At 67.9% G+C, this 24189-nt stretch carries 21 protein-coding genes and 1 riboswitch; of the genes, 13 read left to right on the forward strand and 8 right to left on the reverse strand.

The genetic code is table 11. The annotated features are described in order from the left end of the window. Positions 1–130: 130 nt before the first annotated feature. Positions 131–2068, forward strand: coding sequence for a M1 family metallopeptidase (locus BYZ73_RS03190; protein ID WP_112314879.1), 1938 nt, complete (start codon positions 131–133; stop codon positions 2066–2068). 45 nt (positions 2069–2113) lie between these two features. Here BYZ73_RS03190 and thiD read toward each other — a convergent pair whose 3' ends face one another. Genes thiD through thiM form a run of 3 tightly spaced genes read right to left on the reverse strand, consistent with a single transcriptional unit; the run spans position 2114 to position 4364 of the window. Further along, on the reverse strand, positions 2114–2920 hold the full coding sequence (thiD, locus tag BYZ73_RS03195) for a bifunctional hydroxymethylpyrimidine kinase/phosphomethylpyrimidine kinase (RefSeq protein WP_112314880.1): 807 nt from the start codon (positions 2918–2920) through the stop codon (positions 2114–2116). Beyond that, a complete protein-coding gene (gene thiE, locus BYZ73_RS03200) occupies positions 2917–3531 on the reverse strand; it encodes a thiamine phosphate synthase (protein WP_112314881.1) in 615 nt (204 codons plus the stop codon). Before thiE ends, thiD begins: the two co-directional genes overlap by 4 nt. Beyond that, positions 3528–4364 carry a hydroxyethylthiazole kinase gene (thiM, locus tag BYZ73_RS03205; RefSeq protein WP_112314882.1) on the reverse strand — a complete coding sequence of 279 codons (837 nt, stop codon included), beginning with the start codon at positions 4362–4364 and terminating at the stop codon, positions 3528–3530. The genes thiE and thiM overlap by 4 nt, the downstream gene beginning before the upstream one ends. A 43-nt stretch (positions 4365–4407) precedes the next feature. After that, positions 4408–4504, reverse strand: a riboswitch (TPP riboswitch). A gap of 179 nt (positions 4505–4683) precedes the next feature. Here thiM and BYZ73_RS03210 point away from each other — a divergent pair. From BYZ73_RS03210 to BYZ73_RS03230, 5 genes are all read left to right on the forward strand, one after another. Further along, entirely contained in the window at positions 4684–5862 is a 1179-nt protein-coding gene (locus BYZ73_RS03210) for an RsmB/NOP family class I SAM-dependent RNA methyltransferase (RefSeq protein ID WP_112314883.1), read from the forward strand. A gap of 135 nt (positions 5863–5997) precedes the next feature. Continuing rightward, positions 5998–8319 (forward strand): ATP-binding protein, encoded by a 2322-nt coding sequence (locus BYZ73_RS03215; RefSeq protein WP_245943043.1) that lies wholly within the window; start codon positions 5998–6000, stop codon positions 8317–8319. A 200-nt stretch (positions 8320–8519) separates the two neighbouring features. Beyond that, on the forward strand, positions 8520–9590 hold the full coding sequence (gene recA / locus BYZ73_RS03220; RefSeq protein WP_112314884.1) for a recombinase RecA: 1071 nt from the start codon (positions 8520–8522) through the stop codon (positions 9588–9590). 154 nt (positions 9591–9744) lie between these two features. Continuing rightward, entirely contained in the window at positions 9745–12402 is a 2658-nt protein-coding gene (gene alaS, locus BYZ73_RS03225) for an alanine--tRNA ligase (protein WP_112314885.1), read from the forward strand. A 4-nt stretch (positions 12403–12406) separates the two neighbouring features. After that, the gene (locus BYZ73_RS03230) at positions 12407–12694 is read left to right on the forward strand and encodes a DUF1330 domain-containing protein (protein ID WP_108022795.1); all 288 of its coding nucleotides are present in this window, start codon (positions 12407–12409) and stop codon (positions 12692–12694) included. A gap of 153 nt (positions 12695–12847) precedes the next feature. Here the strand turns inward: BYZ73_RS03230 and typA are convergent, their stop codons facing one another. From typA to BYZ73_RS03255, 5 genes are all read right to left on the reverse strand, one after another. Continuing rightward, a complete protein-coding gene (gene typA / locus BYZ73_RS03235; RefSeq protein WP_112314886.1) occupies positions 12848–14668 on the reverse strand; it encodes a translational GTPase TypA in 1821 nt (606 codons plus the stop codon). Between the two features lie 194 nt (positions 14669–14862). Continuing rightward, positions 14863–15198 carry a DMT family transporter gene (locus BYZ73_RS03240; RefSeq protein ID WP_108022799.1) on the reverse strand — a complete coding sequence of 112 codons (336 nt, stop codon included), beginning with the start codon at positions 15196–15198 and terminating at the stop codon, positions 14863–14865. 14 nt (positions 15199–15212) lie between these two features. Beyond that, a complete protein-coding gene (locus tag BYZ73_RS03245; RefSeq protein WP_245943032.1) occupies positions 15213–15833 on the reverse strand; it encodes a YitT family protein in 621 nt (206 codons plus the stop codon). Between the two features lie 104 nt (positions 15834–15937). Beyond that, positions 15938–17152, reverse strand: a complete 1215-nt coding sequence (locus BYZ73_RS03250; protein WP_112314887.1) for an NADP-dependent isocitrate dehydrogenase — start codon at positions 17150–17152, stop codon at positions 15938–15940. Positions 17153–17415: 263 nt separating this feature from the next. Further along, positions 17416–18069, reverse strand: coding sequence for an alpha/beta hydrolase (locus BYZ73_RS03255; RefSeq protein ID WP_112314888.1), 654 nt, complete (start codon positions 18067–18069; stop codon positions 17416–17418). A gap of 149 nt (positions 18070–18218) precedes the next feature. On the opposite strand from BYZ73_RS03255, the gene iscR reads away from it, so the two are divergent. The 7 genes from iscR (at position 18219) to sufD (ending at position 24189) form a co-directional block, all read left to right on the forward strand. Then, on the forward strand, positions 18219–18680 hold the full coding sequence (gene iscR, locus BYZ73_RS03260; RefSeq protein WP_108022807.1) for a Fe-S cluster assembly transcriptional regulator IscR: 462 nt from the start codon (positions 18219–18221) through the stop codon (positions 18678–18680). A gap of 120 nt (positions 18681–18800) precedes the next feature. Continuing rightward, positions 18801–19847: a cysteine desulfurase family protein gene (locus BYZ73_RS03265; RefSeq protein ID WP_112314982.1), complete on the forward strand. Its 1047-nt coding sequence runs from the start codon at positions 18801–18803 to the stop codon at positions 19845–19847. A gap of 71 nt (positions 19848–19918) precedes the next feature. Continuing rightward, complete coding sequence (gene sufB / locus BYZ73_RS03270) at positions 19919–21451, forward strand: Fe-S cluster assembly protein SufB (protein ID WP_108022810.1); 1533 nt, start codon at positions 19919–19921, stop codon at positions 21449–21451. After that, a complete protein-coding gene (locus BYZ73_RS03275; protein WP_112314889.1) occupies positions 21448–21828 on the forward strand; it encodes a hypothetical protein in 381 nt (126 codons plus the stop codon). Before sufB ends, BYZ73_RS03275 begins: the two co-directional genes overlap by 4 nt. After that, the gene (locus BYZ73_RS03280) at positions 21825–22136 is read left to right on the forward strand and encodes a heavy metal-binding domain-containing protein (RefSeq protein WP_112314890.1); all 312 of its coding nucleotides are present in this window, start codon (positions 21825–21827) and stop codon (positions 22134–22136) included. Before BYZ73_RS03275 ends, BYZ73_RS03280 begins: the two co-directional genes overlap by 4 nt. Before the next feature lie 11 nt (positions 22137–22147). Further along, positions 22148–22903 (forward strand): Fe-S cluster assembly ATPase SufC, encoded by a 756-nt coding sequence (gene sufC / locus BYZ73_RS03285; protein WP_112314891.1) that lies wholly within the window; start codon positions 22148–22150, stop codon positions 22901–22903. Further along, a complete protein-coding gene (gene sufD, locus BYZ73_RS03290) occupies positions 22903–24189 on the forward strand; it encodes a Fe-S cluster assembly protein SufD (protein ID WP_108022816.1) in 1287 nt (428 codons plus the stop codon). Before sufC ends, sufD begins: the two co-directional genes overlap by 1 nt.

Consider the following 24189-nt stretch of genomic DNA (forward strand, 5'->3'; position numbering starts at 1 on the left):
CGCGAAAACCTGCCCGGCGTCGGCCGCAGCGGGCGAACGCCCGTCTCGCAGTGGCAGACGCGCAATCCGCTGGCTCTGGGGGCGAACCGCGCCTAACCTTCGCGCAAATTGCCTGCCCGGAGTCCTGCCGATGCGTTTTCGCCCCCTGCTGCTTGCCGCCCTTCCGGCCCTGGCCGGACCGGCCGTCTGGGCCGGCCCGCATGCCGAGATGCTGGGCGAAGAGGCGGTGACGCTCAGGCTCGACCCGGCCACCGGGGCCCTGACGCTCGACGCGGTGCTGCCCGCGCCGCAAGGCGACGTGACGCTGCCCCGGCAGGACTGGCTGACCGTCGAGACGCTGGAGATCGGCGGCGACGCGACACCGGTGCCAAGCTCGGGCGTCTTGCGGGCGGCGCGGCATATGGGGCGGCCGGTGACGATGCGGCTGACCGGGACGCTGCCCCCGCTATCGCCTGAAATCGGCGAGGCCGCGCGGGCAGAGACGGCCAGCTATCTTCTGGGTTCGGGCTGGCTGCCGGTCGATTCCGCGCCCCGCGCCCGGTTCGAACTGAACCTCGAGGTGCCTGCGGGCTGGCGCCCGGCCGCGACCGGCAGGCTCGGCGCCGAGGCGGTCGGCGCCGAGGGGCGGCGCGCCCAGTTCGTGTTCACCGGTCGGGCGGCCGACATGGGGGTCTTTGCCGGGCGCTATACCGTGGGCGAGGCGAGGCATGGCGACTTGCGCCTGCGCACCTATTTCGAACCCCGCGATGCTGCCTATTCGCCCGCCTATACCGAGGCCGTCGCGGGCTATATCGACCGCTTCTCGGCCGAGATCGGCCCCTATCCCTATGCGGGCTTCTCGGTCGTGTCGGCGCCGATCCCGGTCGGGCTGGGGATGCCCGGTCTGACCTATGTCAGCCAGTCGATCCTGGGCCATGGCTACATGCGCGGGCGGTCGCTGGCCCATGAGGTGCTGCATTCCTGGTGGGGCAATTCGGTCGCCGTCGATTACCGGCGCGGCAACTGGTGCGAGGGGCTGACGACCTACATGGCCGACCATGCGCTGGCCGAGGATGCCGGTCCCGAGGCCGCGCGCGAGATGCGGCTGGGCTGGCTGCGCGACCTCGCGGCGCTGCCCGCCGACGAGGACCGGCCGCTGACCGAATTCCGCGCAGCCTCCCATGGGGCGCGGCAGGCGGTCGGCTATGGCAAGGCCGCCCTTCTGTTTCACATGCTCAAGGCCGAGCTCGGTCCCGCAGACTGGCACAAGGGCCTCAGCCGCTTCTATGCCGAGCGGCATGATCGGGTCGCCGCCTGGCACGACCTCCGCGCCGCTTTCGAGGAGGCATCGGGGCGCGATCTGGGCTGGTTCTTCGATCAGTGGCTGACCCGCAGCGGTCTGCCCGCGCTGCGGCTCGAGGCGGCCGAGCCCGAGGGCACGACCCTGCATTTGGTGCTGGGCCAGTCCGGGCCTGCCTACCGGCTGTCGGTGCCCGTGGTGGTCGAGACCGCGGCGGGGACCGAACGCCATCTGGTTCTGCTCGATGCCGGGCGGGGCGAGGCCACGCTGCGGCTTCGGGCTCCGGCGCGGGCGGTTTCGGTCGATCCCGATTTCGATCTGGCCCGCGCGCTGGCCCCGGGCGAGGTGCCGCCGATGCTGGGCGATCTCTTCGCCGGACCCGAACCGGTACTGCTGGCGCTTGGCGGCGAGACGGCAGCGGCCGAGGCTTTGGGCGCGCGGCTCTTGCGGCGCCCGGCGCGGCTGGTCGATGCGGCGGCGGCCGAGACCGCGCCCGCACTGATCGTGGTCGGCTCGGGGGCCGAGGTGGCGGCCTGGCGGATGGCGCATCTGTCCGCGCCCGCGCCCTGGAGCATGGATGCCGGCCGTGCGCGCGCCTGGGTCGAGCGCGACCCGGGCGGGCGGCTCATCGGATTTCTCTCGGCCGACCGGGCCGAGGATCTGGCCTCCGAGCTGGGCGCGCTGCGCTATCAGGCCGGCCAAAGCTATGCGGCCTTTTCGGGCGGGGCCGCCGTGGCGGCGGGCGACTGGCCGACCGGCGCGACGCCGCTGAGCCGCCGCTTCGACTGACCGGCGCCACGGTCCGGACAGGGCGTCCCCTTCCAGGGGTCTGCGTCAGTCCGGGAGGTCCCTCAGCGCAAAGAAATGGTCGGTCGGCCCATGCCCGTGCCCGACCGACAGCGCCGCGGCGCCTGCGATGGCGGCGCGCGTATAGGCGCGCGCCGCCTCGGCCGCAGGGCGCATCTCGCCCGTTCGGGCCAGCCAGGTCGCCAGTGCCGACGAGAGGGTGCAGCCGGTGCCATGTGTGTTCGGGCTGTCGATCCTCGGTCCCTCGAACCAGACCCGCCCGGTCGGTTCCAGCAGCAGATCGGGGCTGTCCGAGCCGGACAGATGGCCACCCTTCAACAGGACGGCGCGCGGCCCCAGCGCCAGAAGCGCCTCGGCCTGCGCCTCCATCCCGGCGCGGTCCTGCGCCTCGGGACGGCCCAGAAGATCGGCCGCCTCGGGCAGGTTCGGGGTGATCGCGGCGGCCATCGGCATCAGATGCACAGAAAGCGCGGCCACGGCCTCTTCGGCCAGCAACCGGTCGCCGCCCTTGGCCACCATCACCGGGTCCAGCACCACCGGCGCGTCGAGCCCGGCCAGCGCCCCGGCTACCGCCTCGACGATGGCGGCCGAGCCCAGCATGCCGATCTTGACCGCGTCGATGCGGATATCCTCGCGGATCGCGCGGATCTGGTCGGCAACCAGGGCGGGCGCCACCAGCTCTGCCCCGCGCACCCCCTGGGTGTTCTGCACGGTCAGCGCCGTGATCGCGGCCATGCCATAGCCGCCATTGGCGCCGATGGTCTTCAGATCGGCCTGGATCCCGGCCCCGCCCGAGGGGTCGGACCCGGCAATCGACAGGATGTTGGGGATCATGCGCTTCTCCAGGCTTCGGCCAGGGCGCGTGCCGCCGCCGCCGGATCGGGCGCGGCGGAAATCGCCGACACCACCGCCATGCCATTGGCGCCCGCCGCCTTGACACCGGCCGCGTCCGCGACCCCGAGCCCGCCGATCGCGACGCAGGGCAGGGCGGTGCTGCTCACGATCCGCCCAAGCCCGTCGACGCCCAGCGGGGCCGCGTGATCGGGTTTGGTGGCGGTCGCATGGACCGGCCCGACGCCCAGATAGTCGACACTGCCCGCGGGGATGGCGTCGAGCTGGGCCAGGGTCTCGACCGACAGGCCAAGCAGCCGCCCCGGTCCCAGGGCCTTGCGCAGCGCGCGCGGGTCGCCATCGGACTGCCCCACATGAAGCCCGTCGGCCCCTGAGGCCAGCACAACCGCCAGCCGGTCGTTGACGATCAGCGGCACGCCGCGCCGGGTCAGATCCGGTTTCAGCTGCCGGGCGAGCGCGACCAGATCGCTGTCGCTGGCCCGCTTGTCGCGCAGCTGCACCATGCTGGCGCCGCCCCGGACCGCCGCCATCACCAGATCCGGCGAGGCGCCGTCGGGGGTCACGAAATAGACGGCGAGGGTGTTTCGGTTCATGAGGGCTCGACCCGTGCGCCGAGGTCCAGCGCCTCGGGCGTCATGGCGTGCAGCGCGTCGATCAGCGCGACCGCAAAGCTGCCGGGACCGGATGCGCCCCTGGCCGCGATCTCGCCCGCCAGCCCGAAACAGGCCAGCGCCGCGACCGTCGCCTCGGCCCGGTCGGCGGCCTCGACCGCCACGAAGGCCGCGACCAGCGCGGTCAATGAACAGCCCAGCGCGGTGACTTTCGGCATCATCGGGTCGCCATTGTGGACACGCCAGGCGCGCGTGCCGTCGGTGACGTAATCGACCGGCCCGGTGACCGCGACCACCGCCCAGCTGCGCTGGGCAAGGGCCCGCGCCGCCGCCTCGGCCGCTTCGACCGGGTCGGCGCTGTCCGCGCCCTTGCCGCGCGCGGCAGCCCCGGCCAGCGCCAGGATCTCGGAGGCATTGCCCCGGATCACCGCCGGTTCCAGCGCCAGAAGATCGCCGCAAAGCGCCTGCCGGTACGAGGTCGCGCCGACCGCCACCGGGTCTAGCACCCAGGGCAGGCCCGCCGCCCGCGCCGCCCCGGCCGCGGCCTTCATGCCGGCGGCCCAATGCGGCGAAGGTGTGCCGATATTGATCGAGAGCGCCTGCGCCAGCGGCGTGAATTCAAGGGTTTCCTCGGCCGCATGCAGCATCGCGGGCGAGGCGCCCGCCGCCAGCAGCACATTCGCGGCCGTGTTCATGGCGACGAAATTGGTGATGCATTGCACGAGCGGCGCGCGCGCGCGCATCGCGGCAAGATGGACGCCGGGCGTGCGCTCTGTGCTGCGGGCGCCGGTCGGGGTCTCTTTCGCGCTGGGCATGGCTGTCCTCCCCTGGCATCGGACGGCCGCATCGGCCCGCTTTCGGGCCCGGCACGCGACTTCCTCCGCCAGCATGATCTGGTTCAGGTTCTAAGGGTGCTTCTCAGCCCGGGCAGATCCGGACGCCCCTGTCACAAGGCCACCAAACCACGTCCGCGCGCGGATGAAAAGGCCCCGGCTTCGGGCGGCGCTTGCGCCCGGGTGACACGGCTGCCAGAAGACGGGCAAACCCCGACAGGGCGGATCGGATGAAGGGACGGCTTGCAATGACAGGGCATGATGCGACGGCGGTTCCCGCCCCGGCAGGTCGGGGCCGCGCATGACACCTGCGGCGCGGATCGCGGCGGCGGCGGAGCTGCTCGATGCCTGGCGCGCGGGCGCTCCGGCCGAGAAGCTGCTGACCACCTGGGCGCGGCAGAACCGCTTTGCCGGGTCGAAGGACCGGGCCGCGATCCGCGACCATGTCTTCGACGCAATTCGCTGCGCCCGATCCTTCGCCGCGCTGGGCGGGGCGGCGACGGGACGCGGCCTGATGCTGGGCCGCATGCGCGCCGACGGCATCGACCCCGGGGCGGTCTTCACCGGCGAAGGTCACGCTCCGACGCCGCTGTCCGAGGCCGAAGCCGCCCCCCTGCCCAACCTGGCGGATCTGCCCGAGGCGGTCGCCTGCGACTGTCCCGAGGCGCTGGAAGAGGTGCTTCGCGACAGCCTCGGCCCGGCCTTCCGCCCGGTGATGGACCTGCTTAGGCACCGCGCGCCGGTCTTCCTGCGGGTCAATCTGCGCCGCAGCGGCCGGGACGAGGCGGCGGCTCTGCTGGCGGGGGAGGGGATCGAGACCCGGCCGCATGCGCTTTCGGCCACCGCGCTGGAGGTGACGGCCGGGGCACGGCGCGTCCAGCAGTCCCGCGCCTTTGCCGAAGGGGTGGTCGAACTGCAGGATGCGGCTTCGCAGGCGGTGGCCGATCTGATGCCGCTTGGCCCGGGCGCGCGGGTGCTCGATCTTTGCGCGGGCGGTGGCGGCAAGACGCTGGCCATGGCCGCGCGTGGAACGGCCCGGCATTATGCCCATGACGCGGCGCCGCAGCGGATGCGCGACCTGCCCGACCGGGCCGCCCGGGCGGGAATCGCGGTGACCTGCCTTGCCAGCGCCGAGCTTGACGAGGCCGCGCCCTTCGATCTGGTGCTCTGCGACGTGCCCTGTTCGGGCAGTGGCGCCTGGCGGCGAAGCCCCGAGGCCAAATGGCGCACGACCCCCGACGACCTGACCCGGCTGACCGCGCTGCAGGCCGGCATTCTCGACCGGGCGGCCGCTCTGGTCGCGCCGGGCGGGCATCTTGGCTATGCCACCTGCTCGCTCCTGTCGGCCGAGAACGACGCGCAGATCGCGCGGTTTCTTGCCAACACGCCGGGCTGGACGCAGGTCGCGGAGCGACACTTGACCCCGCTTGATGGCGGCGACGGATTCTATGCGGCGGTCCTGCGGCGCGGCGATGGCTGACAAGCGTTACGTTACGTTGGTCGGCGATCCTGTGCCGTTCGGTCATCCCGATGGGGCCGCATTAACCTTCGGTTAACACCTGTGGAGAAAGAGTGGGCAAGACGCTCTGCCCGGGAGGCCTCATTGTTGCGTTTTGTGCCCGTTCTGGTGACTGTGCGGCGATCCGCGGCGGCCCATGCCGACCGCGCCTGGGTGGCCTTGGCACTTGGCGTTCTGCTGGTTGCCGCGGCGTTGACATCGCCCTGGCCCGGGCTTTTTGCGCCATTGCTGACGGCGGGCAGCACGCTCGCCTGTCTGGCCCTGCTGCTGCGCCTCTTCGGGCGGCCGGTGTCGGACATTCCCTCGGACCGGCTGCGGCGGCTCTGCGCCAGCGCGCCGGGCGCGACCCTGGTCACCGATGCCGAAGGCTGCGTGCTGATCGCCAGCCCCGAGGCCCAGCGCCGGGTCGCGGCGGTGCGCGGCCAGCCGGTCGCGGGCGCGCTGCAGGCGATCTTTGCAGATCCCGACCATGCGGTCTCGGACCTGATCTCGGCCGCCGCCCGGGGCCTTCCGGCCGCGGCGCAGCGCAGCCTGGCCTCGGGGCCGCTCCGGATCGGGGTCGAACGCGCCGGGTCGGGGCTGTTTCTCTGGCGGCTCGAATCCTGCGCAGCCGACGGTCCCGAAATCGCGCTGCCGATGGTCCGGCTCGATCCGGCCGGGCGTCTGGCGGTCATCAACGCCGCCGCGCGTGCGCTGATCGGGCAAAGCCCTGACAGCGTGGCGACATTGCTGGGCGGGGCTTCGGACGAGACCGAAGAGGTGATGGTCGAAACCCCCGAAGGGCCAAGCCGCCGCCGCCTGCTGCAGCTTCGCATGGCCGATGGCGGGCGCGAATTCTATATCCTGCCCGAGGCCTCGGGGGCGCGGGCCGCCGAGGCGCCCGAGGGGTTTCTCGACGCGCTGCCGGTCGCCCTCTTGCAGCTCGACATCGACGGCACGGTGCGGCTGTCGAACGCCCGGGCGAACAAGCTTCTGGGCGCCGATACCGGCGAGGCGCTGAACCTCTGCGACCGGCTCGAAGGTCTGGGGCGGTCGGTCGGCGACTGGCTGGCCGATGCCGCCCAGGGTCGCGCCCCCAACACCGCCGAGGTGTTGCGCGTCGCCCGCGACGACCGCGAGCTTTTCGTTCAGGTCGCGCTGGCGCGGATGGGCGGGGGCGGTCTGGTCGCCGTGCTGCATGACGTGACCGAGATGAAGACTTTGGAGGCGCAATTCACCCAAAGCCAGAAGATGCAGGCGATCGGCCAGCTGGCGGGCGGGGTGGCGCATGACTTCAACAACCTGCTGACCGCGATCTCGGGCCATTGCGATCTTCTGATGCTGCGCCATGACGCGGGCGATCCCGATTACGGCGACCTGGTGCAGATCCACCAGAACGCCAACCGCGCGGCGAGCCTGGTGGGCCAGCTTCTGGCCTTTTCGCGCAAGCAGACGCTCAGCCCCGAGGTGATGGATCTGCGCGACACGATGGGCGAACTGGCCCATCTGCTGGACCGGCTGGTGGGCGAGAAGGTGCGCCTGAGGATGCGCCATGCCGAGGCGCTGCCGCCGATCCGGGCCGACAAGCGTCAGCTGGAACAGGTGGTGATGAACCTCGTGGTGAACGCCCGCGACGCGATGCCCGAGGGCGGCGAGATCCGGCTGGAAACCGAGGCGGTGCAGCTGAGCACCGAATTGCAGCGCGACCGCGCCGTGGTGCCGCCCGGCCCCTATGCGATGATCCGCGTCCGCGACGAGGGGCACGGCATTCCGCCCGACCGCCTGACCAAGATCTTCGAGCCCTTCTACACCACCAAGCGCCCCGGCGAGGGCACGGGTCTGGGCCTTTCGACCGTCTATGGCATCGTCAAGCAGACCGGCGGCTTTGTCTTCGTCGACAGCACCGTCGGGCAGGGCAGCTGCTTTTCGGTCTATCTGCCCGCCTATGCCGGCGAAATCGGCCCGGCCGCGCCCCGGCGCGAGCAGGGCACGGTCGAAGACCAGCCCGCACAGGCAGTCGTGCTGTTGGTCGAGGACGAGGCACCGGTGCGCTCGTTCGCGGCGCGGGCGATGCGGATGCGCGGCCATACCGTGCTGGAGGCCGAAAGCGGCGAGGAGGCCCTTGAGAAGCTCGCCGATCCCGATCTCAAGGTCGATGTCTTCGTCAGCGACGTGGTGATGCCGGGGCTCGACGGGCCTGGCTGGGTCAGCAAGGCTCTGGCCGACCGTCCGGGCACGCGGGTGATCTTCGTCTCGGGCTATGCCGAGGACAGCTTTGGCGAGATCAAGGCGCGGATCCCGAATTCGGTCTATCTGCCGAAACCCTTCTCGCTGGCCGATCTGACCGCCACCGTCCAGCGCCAGCTGCGCGCCGCGGCTCGCGCGCGAGAAGGCCACCCCGACGAAGAAGAGGGACGGCTGCCAGAAGAGGTCTCGTGACCGCCCGGCGCGCCCGGCTTCATGGCCCGGCTGCGCGATCTCGTCGGGCGTGAACACTTCCTTAACTGTTTCGGTCAATCCTGAGAATGGGAACAATTTGACTTGAAATGTTCGCCTTTTGATCTCATATGGATGAGAACAAGAGGCGAACAAGAGCGGTCATTGCCGCCCGCTTCCGGGTGTGGAATAAGGAACCAAACATGGCGACGGCGAACCTCCTGGACATGGCAGACAAGAAAGCTTCGGACAAGCAGAAGGCGCTCGACTCGGCGCTGGCACAGATCGAACGGCAGTTCGGCAAGGGCTCGATCATGCGGCTCGGGGCGGACAACCCCGTGCAGGAGATCGAGGCGACCTCGACCGGCTCGCTCGGTCTCGACATCGCGCTGGGGATCGGCGGGCTGCCCAAGGGCCGCATCATCGAGATCTACGGGCCCGAAAGCTCGGGCAAGACCACGCTGACGCTGCATTGCGTTGCCGAGGAACAGAAGAAGGGCGGCGTCTGCGCCTTCGTCGATGCCGAACATGCGCTCGACCCGATCTACGCCAAGAAGCTGGGCGTCAATCTCGACGAGCTTCTGATCAGCCAGCCCGATACCGGCGAACAGGCGCTTGAGATCGTCGACACGCTGGTGCGCTCGGGCGCGGTCAGCATGGTCGTGGTCGACTCGGTCGCCGCGCTGACGCCCAAGGCGGAACTCGAAGGCGACATGGGCGATTCCAATCTCGGCGTGCATGCCCGGCTGATGAGCCAGGCGATGCGCAAGCTCACGGGGTCCATCAGCCGCTCGAAATGCATGGTGATCTTCATCAACCAGATCCGGATGAAGATCGGCGTGATGTTCGGCAGCCCCGAGACCACGACGGGTGGCAACGCGCTGAAATTCTATTCCTCGGTCCGGCTCGACATCCGCCGGATCGGGTCGATCAAGGACCGCGACGAGGTTGTGGGCAACGCCACCCGCGTCAAGGTCGTCAAGAACAAGGTCGCGCCGCCCTTCAAGCAGGTCGAATTCGACATCATGTATGGCGAAGGCATCTCGAAGACCGGCGAGCTGCTCGATCTCGGCGTCAAGGCCGGCGTGGTCGAGAAATCGGGCGCCTGGTATTCCTATGGCGACGAGCGGATCGGGCAGGGGCGCGAGAACGCCAAGAACTTCCTGCGCGAGAATACCGAGATCTCGATGCAGATCGAGGACAAGATCCGCGCGGCCCACGGGCTCGACTTTCACATGAGCGGCGACGACAGCGACGAGATGATCGAGGACTGACGCGCCCGCCGCCTCGACAGTTCGAACACCCGCCCTTCGTGGCGGGTGTTCCGCTTTCTGGACGGGCCTTGCGTGTCTGCCCCATGGACAGGCCCCGTCCGCGGCGATACATCGGACGACAAACCGGAAAACTCCCCCGAAAGGTCTCAGACCGATGCCCAGCCTGAACGAAATCCGCTCGACCTTCCTGAGCTATTTCGAACGGAACGGCCACCAGGTGGTCGACAGCTCGCCGCTCGTTCCCCGCAACGATCCCACGCTCATGTTCGCGAATTCCGGCATGGTGCAGTTCAAGAACCTCTTCACCGGGGTCGAGAAGCGCGACTATACCCGCGCCACCACCGCGCAGAAATGCGTGCGCGCCGGCGGAAAGCACAACGATCTCGACAACGTCGGCTATACCGCGCGCCATCACACCTTCTTCGAGATGCTGGGAAATTTCAGCTTCGGCGACTATTTCAAGTCCGATGCCATCCCCTTTGCCTGGGAACTCCTGACCAAGGATTTCGGCATCCCGAAGGACAAGCTGCTGGTCACGGTCTATCACACCGATGACGAGGCGGCCGCGATCTGGAAGAAGGTCGCGGGGCTTTCGGACGACAAGATCATCCGCATCCCGACCAATGACAATTTCTGGATGATGGGCCCGACCGGCCCCTGCGGCCCCTGCACCGAGATCTTCTACGATCATGGCGATCACATCTGGGGCGGCCCGCCCGGCTCGCCCGACGAGGATGGCGACCGGTTCATCGAGATCTGGAACCTCGTCTTCATGCAGTATGAACAGTTCGAGGACGGCACCCGGCGCGAGCTGGCGGCGCAGTCCATCGACACCGGCATGGGGCTGGAACGGATCGGCGCGCTTCTGCAGGGCAAGCACGACAATTACGACACCGACCTGATGCGGGATCTGATCGAGGCCTCGGCCCATGCCACCTCGACCGAGCCCGACGGTCCCGGCAACGTCCATCACCGGGTGATCGCCGATCACCTGCGCTCGACCTCCTTCCTGATCGCCGACGGGGTGACGCCCTCGAATGACGGCCGCGGCTATGTGCTGCGCCGGATCATGCGCCGCGCGATGCGCCACGCGCATCTTCTGGGCAGCCAGGACCCGGTCATGTACCGGCTGGTGCCCGCGCTCGTCACCCAGATGGGCGCGGCCTATCCGGAACTCCGCCGCGCCCAGGCGCTGATCGAAGAGACGCTGAAGCTGGAGGAAACCCGCTTCATCCAGACGCTGGACCGCGGCCTGCGGCTGCTCGACGAGGAACTGGCTCGTCTGCCCGAGGACGGCGATCTGCCCGGCGAGGCGGCGTTCAAGCTGTACGACACCTACGGCTTCCCGCTCGATCTGACCCAGGACGCGCTGCGCGAAAAGGGCCGCAAGGTCGATGTGTCGGGCTTCGATGCCGCGATGGCCGAACAGCGTGCCAAGGCCCGCGCCAGCTGGGCGGGATCGGGCGAGACGAAGGAATCGACCATCTGGTTCGAGATCGCCGAGCGCATCGCCGCGACCGAATTCCTGGGCTACGACACCGAAACCGCCGAGGGCCAGGTGATGGCGCTGGTGGCCGAGGGGGCCGAGGTCAAGGAACTGGCCGCGGGCACCACCGGCTGGATGATGGTCAACCAGACCCCGTTCTATGGGGAGTCGGGCGGGCAGGTCGGCGATACCGGCACCTATCTCAAGCCAGAGGGCCGGGGCGAGATCCTCGATACCCAGAAGATGCCGGGCGGGCTGTTTGCCCATAAGGTCACGCCCGCCAAGGCCGCGCTGGCGGTCGGTGACGCGGTCGAGCTGCGCGTCGATCACGCCCGCCGCTCGGCGATCCGGGCCAATCACTCGGCCACGCACCTGCTGCACGAGGCGCTGCGCCAGACGCTGGGCGATCATGTCGCCCAGAAGGGCTCGCTCAACGCGCCCGACCGGCTGCGCTTCGATTTCAGCCATGCCAAGGCGATGGCGGGCGAGGAACTGGCCGCGGTCGAAAGCCAGGTCAACGGCTTCATCCGCCAGAACTCGGCGGTCGAGACCCGGATCATGACCCCCGACGACGCCCGCGCCATCGGCGCCCAGGCGCTTTTCGGCGAGAAATACGGCGACGAGGTGCGGGTCGTCTCGATGGGCCGTGCCGCGACCGGCAAGGGGCAGGACGGCCAGACCTGGTCGATCGAGCTCTGCGGCGGCACCCATGTCGCCCGTACCGGCGATATCGGGCTCTGCGTCGTGCTGGGCGACAGCGCCTCCTCGGCCGGTGTGCGCCGGATCGAGGCGCTGACCGGGCAGGCCGCGCTCGACCATCTGATCGCGCAGCAACAACGCCTCGCCGAGGTGGCCGAGGCAGTCAAGGCGCCGGCCTCGGATGTGGTCGCGCGCATCCGCAGCCTGGTCGAGGAACGCCGCGCGCTGGAACATGAGGTGGCGCAACTCCGCCGCGACCTGGCGCTGGCGGGCCCCGCGGGCGCAGGCCCCGAGGCGCGAGAGGTCCATGGCGTGCCCTTCCTCGCCCAGGTCCTGCACGGCATTTCCGGCAAGGACCTGCCGCCGATCATCGACGAACACAAGGCGCGGCTCGGCTCGGGCGCGATCCTTCTGATCGCCGAGGCCGACGGCAAGGCCTCGGTCGCGGCGGGCGTCACCCCCGACCTGACCGGGAAGGTCTCGGCCGTCGATCTGGTCAAGGCGGCGGTCGCGGAACTTGGCGGCAAGGGCGGCGGCGGCCGTCCCGACATGGCCCAGGGCGGCGCCAAGGACGCCGCCAATGCCGAGGCCGCGATCAAGGCGGCCGAAGCCGTTCTGGGGGCCTGATCCGATGCCCGCGCTCTGGATCGCCCATGTCACCGTGACCGATGCAGAAGCCTATGGCAAATATGCCGAACTGGCCGGTCCCGCCATCGCCGCGCATGGCGGCCAGTTCATCGCCCGGGGCGGCCGCTTCGTCCAGCTTGAGGGGCGCGAAAGACCGCGCAACGTGGTCGCCCGCTTCCCCTCGGTCGAGGCCGCGGTCGCCTGCTACAACAGTCCCGAATACCAGGCCGCGCTCGACCACGCGCGCGGCGCCTCGGAACGCGAGCTGATGGTCGTCGAAACCAGCGAATAAAGCCCCTCCGGGCCCCCGAAGACAAAGGCCGCGCTCCGATCCCGGGCGCGGCCTTTTGCATGTCTTCTTGGCACAAATACCCAAAAAGAAAACGGCCCCGTCAGGGGCCGTCTCTGAAATCGTCGCCCGAAGGGCGTCCGCAGGATCGCGGCCTCAGCCCGCCGCGCGCGCCTGGCGCTTGCGCTCATGCGGGTCGAGATAGCGTTTGCGGAGCCGGATCGACCCCGGCGTCACCTCGACCAGCTCGTCGTCGTCGATATAGGCGATGGCCTCCTCGAGGCTCATCCTGACCGGCGTCGTCAGCCGCACCGCCTCGTCCGTGCCCGAGGCCCGGATGTTGGTCAGCTTCTTGCCCTTCAGCGGGTTCACTTCCAGATCGTTGTCGCGCGAATGCTCGCCAATGATCATCCCCTGATAGACCTGCTCCTGCGCGCCGATGAACAGCTTGCCGCGGTCCTCGAGGTTGAACAGCGCATAGGCCACCGACACCCCGTCCTCGATCGAGATCAGGACGCCCGCGCGCCGGCCCGGGATCGGCCCCTTGTGCGGCGCCCAGTCGTGGAACACGCGGTTCAGCACGCCGGTGCCGCGCGTGTCGGTCAGGAACTCGCCCTGATAGCCGATCAGCCCGCGCGAGGGCACATGGGCGATGATCCGGGTCTTGCCCGTGCCGCCCGGACGCATCTCGACCAGATCGCCGCGCCGCACGCCGGTCAGCTTCTCGATCACCACGCCCGAGAATTCATCGTCGACGTCGATGGTGACTTCCTCGATGGGCTCCAGCCGCTGGCCGTTCTCCTCGCGCATCAGCACCTGCGGGCGCGAGATCGACAGCTCGAAGCCCTCACGGCGCATGTTCTCGATCAACACGCCCATCTGCAGCTCGCCCCGGCCCGCGACCTCGAAGGCCTCGCCGCCGGGGGTGTCGGTCACCTGGATCGCAACGTTCAGTTCGGCCTCGCGCATCAGGCGTTCGCGGATCACCCGCGACTGCACCTTCTTGCCCTCGCGGCCCGCCAGCGGGCTGTCATTGATGCCGAAGCTGACGCTGATCGTCGGCGGGTCGATGGGCTGGGCTGGCAGCGCCTCGGTGACCTGCGGCGCGCAGAGCGTATCCGCCACGGTCGCCTTCGACATGCCCGCAAGCGTCACGATATCGCCCGCCTCGCCCGCCTCGATCGGCTGCTGCGACAGGCCCCGGAAGGCCAGCACCTTCGACACCCGGAAGCTTTCCAGCATCTCGCCGGTCCGCGACAGCGCCTTCACGGTATCGCCCGGCTTGACCCGACCGCTTTCGACCCGTCCGGTCAGGATGCGCCCGATGAAGGGATCGGCCGAAAGCGTGGTCGCCAGCATGCTGAAGGGCGCGTCGGTCCGCGCCAGTTGCTTGGGCGCCGGGACATGCTCGAGGATCAGATCGAAGAGCGCATGCAGATCCTTGCGCGGCCCGTCCAGCTCCATATCCGCCCAGCCCGACCGGCCCGAGGCATACATATGCGGAAAATCGAGCTGCTGGTCATTCGCGCCAAGGCTCGCGAACAGATCGAAGACCTCGTTCAGCGCGCGGTCGGGTTCCGCCTCGGGCTTGTCGACCTTGTTCAGCACGACGATGGGGCGCAGGCCCAATGCCAGAGCCTTGGCGGTGACGAATTTGGTCTGCGGCATCGGCCCTTCGGCGGCGTCGACCAGCAGAACCACGCCGTCGACCATGCTGAGGATCCGTTCCACCTCGCCGCCGAAATCGGCGTGTCCGGGGGTGTCGACGATGTTCACCCGATGGCCGTCCCATTCGACCGAGGTGCATTTCGCCAGGATGGTGATCCCGCGCTCGCGTTCCAGGTCGTTCGAGTCCATGGCGCGCTCGGCCACGGACTGGTTCTCGCGGAAGGCGCCGGATTGTTTCAGGAGCTGGTCCACCAGCGTCGTCTTGCCATGGTCCACGTGTGCGATGATCGCGATATTGCGAAGGTCCATCGAAAATGCCTCGAAATGGGGGTTGCGGCGGACATACCCTGTGTGGGGGCCAAAGACCAGCCTCCATTGCCACGGCGCGTTTTCACGGGCCGGGTCAGGTGTTGGCGATGACGTGATGGCAGATCAGCGGGCTCAATGCAGCATTCTTGCGGCCAAGGCAGGGCCGCTGCGGGTCGAACTCTGTCTGGGGCCGGTCAGTGCGCGGCGGTTTTCGAAAAGAGGTGAATGACCAGAATGCCCGCGATGATCAGCCCAAGCCCCAAGGCGCCGGGCCAGTCGATGCGCTGGCCGAAGACCGCCCAGCCGATCCCCGAGATCAGTACGATCCCAAGCCCGGACCAGATCGCATAGACGATGCCGACCGGCATCACCTTCAGCGTCAGGGCCATGAAATAGAAAGACAGCGCATAGCCCAGCACCACCAGCACCGAGGGCCAGAGCCGGGTGAATTGCTGGCTCGCCTGCAGCGAACTGGTGGCCATGGTCTCGGTGACGACGGCGAGCAGCAGATAGAGGTAATGCTTGGGCATGGAACGCTCCGGACCTAGCGCGCGATATAGCGGTCGCGCCGGTGGTTGGTGGCGATGATCACGTTCAGCACCGCGGCGCCCGCCAGCGAGCACAGCACCGTCAGCGGCGGGATGGCTGCAAAGGCCAGGGCGAAGACCACGGCGTCGAAGCCAAGCTGGACCCAGCCCGCGCGGATGCCCCGGCTGTCCTGCAGCCAGAGCGCCATGATGCCGACACCGCCGAGGCTTGCGCCATGGCGGAAAAGCGCCAGCAGACCCGCGCCCGCCGCGACCCCGGCCAGCATCGATCCGGCCAGCGGCTGTACCCGGCCCAGCGTCAGCACATGCGGCATGAGTTCGGTGAACAGCGACAGCAGCGCCACCGCGCTGAAGGTCTTGACGGTGAAGGCCAGCCCCATCCGGCGCAGCGCCAGCCAGTAGAAGGGCAGGTTCAGCGCGAAGAAGATCGGTCCGAAGCCGAAGCCGCTGACATAGCTCGCGACCAGCGACAGCCCGGCGATCTGGCCGGTCACAAGGCCTGCGCTTTTCAGGATCTGCACCGACAGCGCGACCAGCAGCGTGCCCACGACCAGTCCCTGGGCATCCTCCAGAATCGAATGGCGGGGAACGGTCGGGGGGGGCATGTCGGTCGGCATGGGCTAGGGGATGGCGCGCCGCGTGCCACTTGTCCAGTGCCTTGCGATGCAAAAGGGGCCGGCGCGGCGGCCGGCCCCTTCGGGCTGCTCAGGGCGTGGGCGGTTCAGCCAACCAGCGCCTTGTTAAGGTTCTCGTCGATCTTTTCCAGGAAGCCCATGGTGGTCAGCCATTTCTGGTTGGGGCCGACCAGCAGCGCCAGGTCCTTGGTCATCGAGCCCGATTCCACGGTCTCGACCACCACGCGTTCCAGCGTCTGGGCGAAATGCATCAAGGGCTCGTTGCCGTCGAGCTTGGCGCGGTGCTTGAGCCCGCCGGTCCAGGCGTAGATCGAGGCGACCGAGTTGGTCGAGGTCTGTTCGCCCTTCTGGTGCTGGCGGTAGTGCCGGGTGACGGTACCGTGTGCGGCCTCGGCCTCGACGATCTTGCCGTCGGGGGTCATCAGCACCGAGGTCATCAGCCCGAGCGAGCCGAAGCCCTGGGCCACGGTATCGGACTGCACGTCGCCGTCGTAGTTCTTGCAGGCCCAGACGAAGCCGCCGTTCCACTTCATGGCGCAGGCGACCATGTCGTCGATCAGGCGGTGTTCATAGGTGATGCCCGCCTTCTTGAACTGCTCTTCGAACTCTTCCTCATAGACCTTCTGGAACAGGTCCTTGAAGCGGCCGTCATAGGCCTTGAGGATGGTGTTCTTGGTCGACAGGTACACCGGCCAGCCGAGCGAGAGGCCGTAATTCATCGAGGCCCGGGCGAAGTCGATGATCGACTGGTCGAGGTTGTACATGCCCATGGCGACACCGGCGGCGGGGGCGTCATAGACGACCTTCTCGATCACCTCGCCGTCCTCGCCGACGAATTTCATCGTCAGCTGGCCCTTGCCGGGGAAGCGGAAGTCGGTCGCGCGGTACTGGTCGCCGAAGGCGTGACGGCCGATCACGATGGGACGGGTCCAGCCCGGCACCAGGCGCGGCACGTTCTTGCAGATGATCGGCGCGCGGAAGACGACGCCGCCGAGGATGTTGCGGATCGTGCCGTTGGGCGACTTCCACATCTGCTTGAGGCCGAATTCCTCGACCCGCGCCTCGTCGGGAGTGATCGTGGCGCATTTCACGCCGACACCGATCTCCTTGATCTTTTTGGCCGCGTCGACGGTGATCTGGTCGTTGGTCCGGTCGCGCTCTTCGACGCCGAGATCGTAGTAAAGCAGATCGAGGTCGAGATAGGGCAGGATCAGCTTCTTCTTGATGAAGTCCCAGATGATCCGGGTCATCTCGTCGCCGTCGAGCTCGACGACCGGGTTTTCGACTTTGATCTTTGTCATGGGCGCCTCTTTTCGGTGCGGGATTCGCGCTTTCGGATTGCGTGATACCGCAAAGAGGCACGGCGGGGAAGATAGTATGCGGTTGTATACGAAATGGCGCGCAAGCGACATTCCCTTACGTCAAGCCGGTCCCGATCCCCGACCCGGAGCAGCGCTCGGCAGGGGCCGCAGGGCGGGCCGACCGGCAGGAGGGCAATGAAAAACGCTCCGCCCACGGGGACGAAGCGCTTTTCAGAGGGCCGCGACGGGGCGTCGCAGCCGGATCAGCGGGTGCCTTCGGTCAGGCGCCGCCGGACATAGGTGGTGACGTTATCGATCATCGGGTCCATGTGCGGCTCCTGGAAGAAGTGATCCGCCCCCTCGATCTCCTGATGGGTGATGGTGATGCCCTTCTGTTCGTGCAGCTTGTCGACGAGCGCGCGGGTATCGGCGGGCGGTGCCACCCGGTCGGCGGAGCCGTTGATGATCAGGCCCGAGGACGGGCAGGGGGCCAGGAACGAGAAATCGTACATGTTGGCCGGCGGGCTGACCGAGACGAAACCGGTGATCTCGGGCCGCCGCATCAGCAGCTGCATGCCGATCCAGGCCCCGAAGGAGAAGCCCGCGACCCAGCAATGCTTGGCGTTCTGGTTCATCGACTGCAGGTAGTCGAGCGCCGAGGCGGCGTCGGACAATTCGCCCACGCCCTGGTCGTATTCGCCCTGGCTGCGGCCGACTCCCCGGAAATTGAACCGGAGCACGGTGAAGCCCATGTTATAGAATGCGTAGTGCAGGCTGTAGACCACGCGATTGTTCATCGTGCCCCCGAATTGCGGGTGGGGATGCAGGACGATGGCAATCGGGGCGTCGCGGTCTTTCTGCGGGTGGTAACGGCCTTCCAGACGACCTTCGGGTCCGGGAAAGATGACCTCGGGCATGCGTGTCTTCTCATTCGCGGTGCCCGCGATTTCTTGACGAAATCGGACGGGCTCCATAGGACAGGACGAACCCGGCGGGCGCGGGTCGGGGTGCATCCGGAGGTAATGGTCCGCCGGGGCTGCGTCAACTGTTTGCCGGGGGAGCGTCGATGAAACTCAGCACCAAGGGGCGCTATGCGATGGTCGCCCTCGCCGATCTGGCCTTGCAGCCGGAAGAGTGTCTGGTCTCGCTGTCGGAAATTTCCAAGCGCCAGAACATTTCCCTGCCCTATCTCGAACAGCTCTTCGTCAAGCTGCGCCGGGCGGGGCTGGTGGAATCGGTGCGCGGCCCCGGCGGCGGTTACAAGCTGGCGCGCCCGGCTGCGGATATCCGGGTCTCGGACGTGCTGGGCGCGGTCGACGAGACGGTCAGCGCGATGCATACCGGCGCGGGCGTCTCGGGCGGCACTTCGGGCACACGGGCGCAATCGCTGACCAACCGGCTTTGGGAAGGGCTCAGCGCGCATGTCTATGTGTTCCTGCACCAGGCCCGCCTGTCGGATGTGATCGGCAACGGCCTTGCGCCCTGTCCGGCGGTGCCCGCGCTCTTTCACGTCGTGGACGAGGACTGACGCCGCCATCTGTCGCGGTGCCGCCCGCGCGCCTTGCGGCCGTCGACCGCCCGGCGGCGGTGCGGCCGGAAAAGGGCCCGGAACAAGGGGCAGAACAACAGCCGGAACAAGGGGAAGACCATGCCCGGGCGGGTATATCTCGACTGGAACGCCACGGCGCCGCTGCGGCCCGAGGCGAAGGCCGCGATGATCGCGGCGATGGATGTGGTGGGCAATCCGTCCTCGGTGCATGCCGAGGGCCGGGCCGCGCGCGGGCTGGTCGAGAAGGCCCGTGCCCAGGTGGCCGCGGCGCTGGGGGCCGAGGGGGCCGAGATCGTCTTCACCTCGGGCGCGAGCGAGGCGGCGGCGCTGGCCTGCGCCGGGCGCTGGCTGCAGGGCGCCGAGATCGAGCATGACGCGGTGGCGGCCTGGATCGACCCCTGCCTGCCGGTCGATGCCGAGGGGCGGGTCACGGTGCGCGATCCGGCCGGCACCGCGCTTCAGCTGGCCAATTCCGAAACCGGCGTGATCCAGCAGATCCCCGAGGGTCTGGCCGTCTGCGACCTGACGCAGGGATTCGGAAAACTGCCGATCGCCTTCAACTGGCTGGGCTGCCAGATGGGTTTGGTCTCTGCCCATAAAATTGGCGGACCGAAGGGGATCGGGGCATTGGTGATGCGCCCCGGTTGCGACATGGAGCCGCAGATTCGCGGCGGCGGTCAAGAGCTTGGCCGCCGGGCGGGCACCGAGAACGTGATCAGCATCGCGGGCTTCGGGGCCGCCGCAGAAGCCGCCGCCGCCGAGCTTGCCGCAGGAAACTGGGCGGAAATCGAACATTTTAGAAGCATTCTAGAATTAGCGATTGCAGAGCGCGCAAATAAGACTATTTTTGTCGGGAAAGGGGCGCCGCGTCTGCCCAACACCTTGTGCCTCGCCACGCCCGGCTGGAAGGGCGAGACTCAGGTGATGCAGATGGATCTGGCCGGCTTCGCGGTTTCCGCAGGGTCGGCCTGTTCGTCGGGCAAGCTGCGCCCCAGCCGGGTTCTGACCGCCATGGGGCTGGGCGAGGACGTGGCGGCATCGGCGATCCGGGTCTCGATGGGGCTGGGCACGACCGAAGAGGATGTAAGGCGCTTTGCCGAGGCCTGGCTTGCGGCAGAGGCGAAATTCAGGGCCCGCGCGGGCTGAGGACGCGCCGGCCGACGGATCGGACAGGCTCCGCGGATCGGCGGGCCAAGACAGAGAGGCGGAAGACCAGGATGGCTGCTTTGGACAAGGCCGACATGAAGAACGTCAAGGAGGGGGTCGACCAGGAGACGGTCGAGGCCGTCCAGTCGATGGCCGGCAAGTACAAGTACGGCTGGGATACCGAGATCGAGATGGACTATGCCCCGATGGGGCTGACCGAAGAGATCGTCCGCCTGATCTCGGCCAAGAACGACGAACCCGAATGGATGACCGAGTGGCGCCTGCAGGCCTTCCGCCGCTGGCAGCAGATGGAAGAGCCCGACTGGGCGATGGTCGACTATCCCGAGATCGACTTTCAGGCGCAGTATTACTACGCGCGTCCCAAGAGCATGGCAGAGAAGCCGAAATCGCTCGACGAGGTCGATCCCAAGTTGCTTGAGACCTACCAGAAGCTGGGCATTCCGCTGAAGGAACAGATGATCCTCGCGGGCGTCGAGGGCGCCGAGGCCGCGCCCGCCGAGGGCCGCAAGGTCGCGGTCGACGCGGTGTTCGATTCGGTGTCGGTCGGCACCACCTTCCAGAAAGAGTTGCAGGCGGCGGGCGTCATCTTCTGCTCGATCTCGGAAGCGATCCGCAACCACCCCGATCTGGTGAAGAAATATCTGGGCTCGGTCGTGCCGCAGTCAGACAACTTCTATGCGACGCTCAATTCGGCGGTCTTCTCGGACGGGTCCTTCGTCTATGTGCCGCCGGGTGTGCGCTGCCCGATGGAGCTGTCGACCTATTTCCGCATCAATGCCGAGAATACCGGCCAGTTCGAACGGACGCTGATCATCGCCGACAAGGAGGCCTATGTCTCCTATCTGGAAGGCTGCACCGCGCCCCAGCGCGACACCGCCCAGCTGCATGCGGCGGTGGTGGAAATCGTGATCCTCGACGATGCCGAGGTGAAATATTCGACCGTGCAGAACTGGTTCCCGGGCGACGAGGACGGCAAGGGCGGGATCTACAATTTCGTCACCAAGCGCGCCGATTGCCGGGGCCCGCGGTCCAAGGTGATGTGGACCCAGGTCGAGACCGGCTCTGCCGTGACCTGGAAATACCCCTCCTGCATCCTCAGGGGCGATGACAGCCAGGGCGAGTTCTACTCGATCGCCATCACCAACAACTGGCAGCAGGCCGATACCGGCACCAAGATGGTGCATCTGGGCAAGAACACCCGGTCCCGGATCGTGTCCAAGGGGATCTCGGCGGGCCATGCCCAGAACACCTATCGCGGCCTCGTCAGCATGCATCCGAAGGCGAAGAACAGCCGAAACTACACCCAGTGCGACAGTTTGCTTATCGGCGACAAGTGCGGGGCGCACACCGTCCCCTATATCGAGGTGAGAAACAGCAGCTCGCGGGTGGAACACGAGGCCACCACCTCGAAGGTGGACGAGGACCAGCTTTTCTACTGCCGCTCGCGGGGCATGGACGAGGAGGAAGCCGTGGCCTTGGTGATCAACGGGTTCTGCAAGGACGTGCTGCAGGCGCTGCCGATGGAATTCGCCATGGAGGCGCAGCAGCTGGTGGCGATCAGCCTGGAAGGGTCGGTCGGGTGAACAGGCCGAAGACGATGGCCGCCTCGGGCGCGGGCCGCGGCGCCGGCGCCGAGACCGGGCGCGCGGCGGCCGACCGGGCGCGCGGCCCGCGCCGGAGGCGGCTGCCGCTTCCGTCGATCCCCGGCCATGGCGGGCGGCTGTTCCTGACCACCCGGATGCGGCTTCTGATCATCGCTCAGGGGCTGATCTTCTACGCCTCGCTGCAGGACGAAGAGACCATCGACTGGCTGGGAACCCTGGTGCCGCTGTCGAAGGGGCAGGCGGCCCTGGCCGAAGGACTGCTCGGGCTCGTGCTGTTCCTGCTCTGGGGGCTTTGCATGATTGCCTGGATGCGGGTCTTCGCGGCCCAGCGTCGCGACACGGAGGACCGGACATGATCGTCACCACCACGCCCTCGGTCGAGGGCCGGAGCATCATCGCCTATCACGGCGTCGTCGTCGGCGAGGCGATCCTGGGGGCCAATGTCTTCCGAGACATCTTCGCGGGCATCACCGACATCATCGGCGGCCGGTCCTCGGCCTACGAGGCCTCGCTGGGCGAGGCGCGCGAAACCGCGCTTGCCGAACTGGAACAACGGGCGCGGGCCATCGGCGGCAATGCCGTGGTCGGCGTCGATCTGGATTACGAAGTCATCAACAACATGCTGATGGTGTCGGCCTCGGGCACCGCCGTCACGTTGAGCTAGGGGATATCGACATGCTGGAAATCAAGAACCTGCACGCTTCGCTGGAAGAAGAGGGCAAGGAGATCCTGAAAGGCGTCAACCTGACCGTCGAGGCGGGCAAGGTGCATGCGATCATGGGGCCGAACGGGTCGGGCAAGTCGACGCTGTCCTATGTGCTGTCGGGCAAGGGCGGCTATGAGGTCACCGACGGTTCGGCCACGCTGGCCGGTGTCGACCTTCTGTCGATGGAGGCCGAGGAACGCGCCGCCGCCGGTCTTTTCCTGGCCTTCCAGTACCCGGTCGAGATCCCGGGCGTGGGCAACATGACTTTCCTCAGGACGGCCGTGAACGCCCAGCGCAAGGCCCGCGGCGAAGAGGAAATGGACGCCGCCACCTTCCTCAAGGAGGTGCGCGCCAAGGCCAAGGACCTGAAGATCGACGCCGAAATGCTGAAACGCCCGGTCAACATGGGCTTTTCGGGCGGCGAGAAGAAGCGCAACGAAATCCTGCAGATGGCGATGCTGGAACCGAAGATGTGCATCCTCGACGAAACCGATTCGGGGCTTGATGTCGATGCGATGAAGCTGGTGGCCGACGGGGTCAACGCGCTGCGCTCGCCCGACCGGGGCTTTCTGGTGATCACCCACTATCAGCGCCTGCTGGACCATATCGTGCCCGATGTCGTGCACATCATGGCGCGCGGCCAGATCATCAAGACCGGCGGTCCCGATCTCGCGCTCGAGGTCGAACAGAACGGCTATGCCGACATCCTGGCGGAGGTCGCGTGATGGGGCTGCCGCAGGCGAAACTGACCGCGACCGAGGCGCGGCTGGCCTCGCTCGCGATGCCGGTTCAGGCGGGCTGGACGCGGCCCCTGCGCGAGGCGGCGCTGACCCGGGTGCAGGACCTGGGCCTGCCCGGGCGGCGCGACGAATACTGGCGCTTCACCCGTCCCGACGAGCTGATCTCGGCCGCGCCGGTGCCGGCGGCGGTGCTGCCGCCCGCCGAGAACGCCACCTTCGAGGATATCGACCGGCTGCGTCTCGTCTTCGTCGACGGGGTGTTCGACCCCGAGGCGTCCGACGATCCGGCGCTGGCCGGGCTTGAAATCACCCGTCTGGCCGAGGCCGAGGCACAGGACATCCCCTGGGCAGCCGATCTTTACGGCGTGCTCGAGTCCCGCGGGCAGAGCCCGGTGCCGCGTCCGCTGGCCGCGCTGAACACCGCCTTTGCCACCGATGGCGTGCTGATCCGCGCCACCGGCAAGGTCGAAAAGCCGGTGAACCTGGTCTATCGCCATTGCGACGAGACCTCGGATGCGATCCTGCATCACCTGATCCGGGTCGAGCCCGGCGCCGATCTGACCGTGCTGGAAACCGGCCCGGCGGCCGCGCGGTTCAACAAGGTGATGGAGGTCGACGTGGCCGATGGCGGCGCCTTCCACCATGTGCGCAGCCAGGGCCGCGACCACGACCGCCGCGCCGCGACCCATATCTTCGCGCGGCTGGGCGAGGAGAGCATCTTCAAGTCCTTCACCCTGACCATGAACGGCGCGATGACCCGCAACGAGGTGGTGATCGAGCTGACCGGCGACGAGGGTGTGGCCCATGTCGCGGGCGCCTGCATGGGCGATGGCAGCTTTCATCATGACGACACCGTCTTCATCACCCATGACGCGGTGAACTGCGAAAGCCGTCAGGTGTTCAAGAAGGTGCTGAGGAAGGGCGCGACCGGCGTCTTCCAGGGCAAGATCCTCGTCAAGGAGGGGGCGCAGAAGACCGACGGCTACCAGATCTCGCAATCGCTGCTGCTGGACGAAGAGGCCAACTTCCTCGCCAAGCCCGAGCTCGAGATCTATGCCGACGACGTGGCCTGTTCGCACGGCTCGACCTCGGGCGCGATCGACGAGGATGCGCTGTTCTACTTGCGCTCGCGCGGGGTGCCCAAGGCCGAGGCGCAGGACATGATGGTCCTGTCCTTCCTGGCCGAGGCCATCGAAGAGATCGAGTCCCAGGCGGTGCGCGACGAGGTCGTCGCGAGCCTTGCCGCCTGGCTCGAACGGCACCGGAGGTAG

This window comes from Rhodovulum viride (assembly GCF_003265965.1).
In the GTDB taxonomy this organism is placed as follows: Bacteria; Pseudomonadota; Alphaproteobacteria; order Rhodobacterales; family Rhodobacteraceae; genus Rhodovulum; species Rhodovulum kholense.

Excerpts from the sequence above, each read along its gene's own strand:
- BYZ73_RS03190 (WP_112314879.1), top strand. The coding sequence starts at position 131 with ATGCGTTTTCGCCCCCTGCTGCTTGCCGCCCTTCCGGCCCTGGCCGGA.
- thiD (WP_112314880.1), bottom strand. The coding sequence starts at position 2,920 with ATGATCCCCAACATCCTGTCGATTGCCGGGTCCGACCCCTCGGGCGGG.
- thiE (WP_112314881.1), bottom strand. The coding sequence starts at position 3,531 with ATGAACCGAAACACCCTCGCCGTCTATTTCGTGACCCCCGACGGCGCC.
- thiM (WP_112314882.1), bottom strand. The coding sequence starts at position 4,364 with ATGCCCAGCGCGAAAGAGACCCCGACCGGCGCCCGCAGCACAGAGCGC.
- BYZ73_RS03210 (WP_112314883.1), top strand. The coding sequence starts at position 4,684 with ATGACACCTGCGGCGCGGATCGCGGCGGCGGCGGAGCTGCTCGATGCC.
- recA (WP_112314884.1), top strand. The coding sequence starts at position 8,520 with ATGGCGACGGCGAACCTCCTGGACATGGCAGACAAGAAAGCTTCGGAC.
- alaS (WP_112314885.1), top strand. The coding sequence starts at position 9,745 with ATGCCCAGCCTGAACGAAATCCGCTCGACCTTCCTGAGCTATTTCGAA.
- BYZ73_RS03230 (WP_108022795.1), top strand. The coding sequence starts at position 12,407 with ATGCCCGCGCTCTGGATCGCCCATGTCACCGTGACCGATGCAGAAGCC.
- typA (WP_112314886.1), bottom strand. The coding sequence starts at position 14,668 with ATGGACCTTCGCAATATCGCGATCATCGCACACGTGGACCATGGCAAG.
- BYZ73_RS03240 (WP_108022799.1), bottom strand. The coding sequence starts at position 15,198 with ATGCCCAAGCATTACCTCTATCTGCTGCTCGCCGTCGTCACCGAGACC.
- BYZ73_RS03245 (WP_245943032.1), bottom strand. The coding sequence starts at position 15,833 with ATGCCGACCGACATGCCCCCCCCGACCGTTCCCCGCCATTCGATTCTG.
- BYZ73_RS03250 (WP_112314887.1), bottom strand. The coding sequence starts at position 17,152 with ATGACAAAGATCAAAGTCGAAAACCCGGTCGTCGAGCTCGACGGCGAC.
- BYZ73_RS03255 (WP_112314888.1), bottom strand. The coding sequence starts at position 18,069 with ATGCCCGAGGTCATCTTTCCCGGACCCGAAGGTCGTCTGGAAGGCCGT.
- iscR (WP_108022807.1), top strand. The coding sequence starts at position 18,219 with ATGAAACTCAGCACCAAGGGGCGCTATGCGATGGTCGCCCTCGCCGAT.
- BYZ73_RS03265 (WP_112314982.1), top strand. The coding sequence starts at position 18,801 with ATGCCCGGGCGGGTATATCTCGACTGGAACGCCACGGCGCCGCTGCGG.
- sufB (WP_108022810.1), top strand. The coding sequence starts at position 19,919 with ATGGCTGCTTTGGACAAGGCCGACATGAAGAACGTCAAGGAGGGGGTC.
- BYZ73_RS03280 (WP_112314890.1), top strand. The coding sequence starts at position 21,825 with ATGATCGTCACCACCACGCCCTCGGTCGAGGGCCGGAGCATCATCGCC.
- sufC (WP_112314891.1), top strand. The coding sequence starts at position 22,148 with ATGCTGGAAATCAAGAACCTGCACGCTTCGCTGGAAGAAGAGGGCAAG.
- sufD (WP_108022816.1), top strand. The coding sequence starts at position 22,903 with ATGGGGCTGCCGCAGGCGAAACTGACCGCGACCGAGGCGCGGCTGGCC.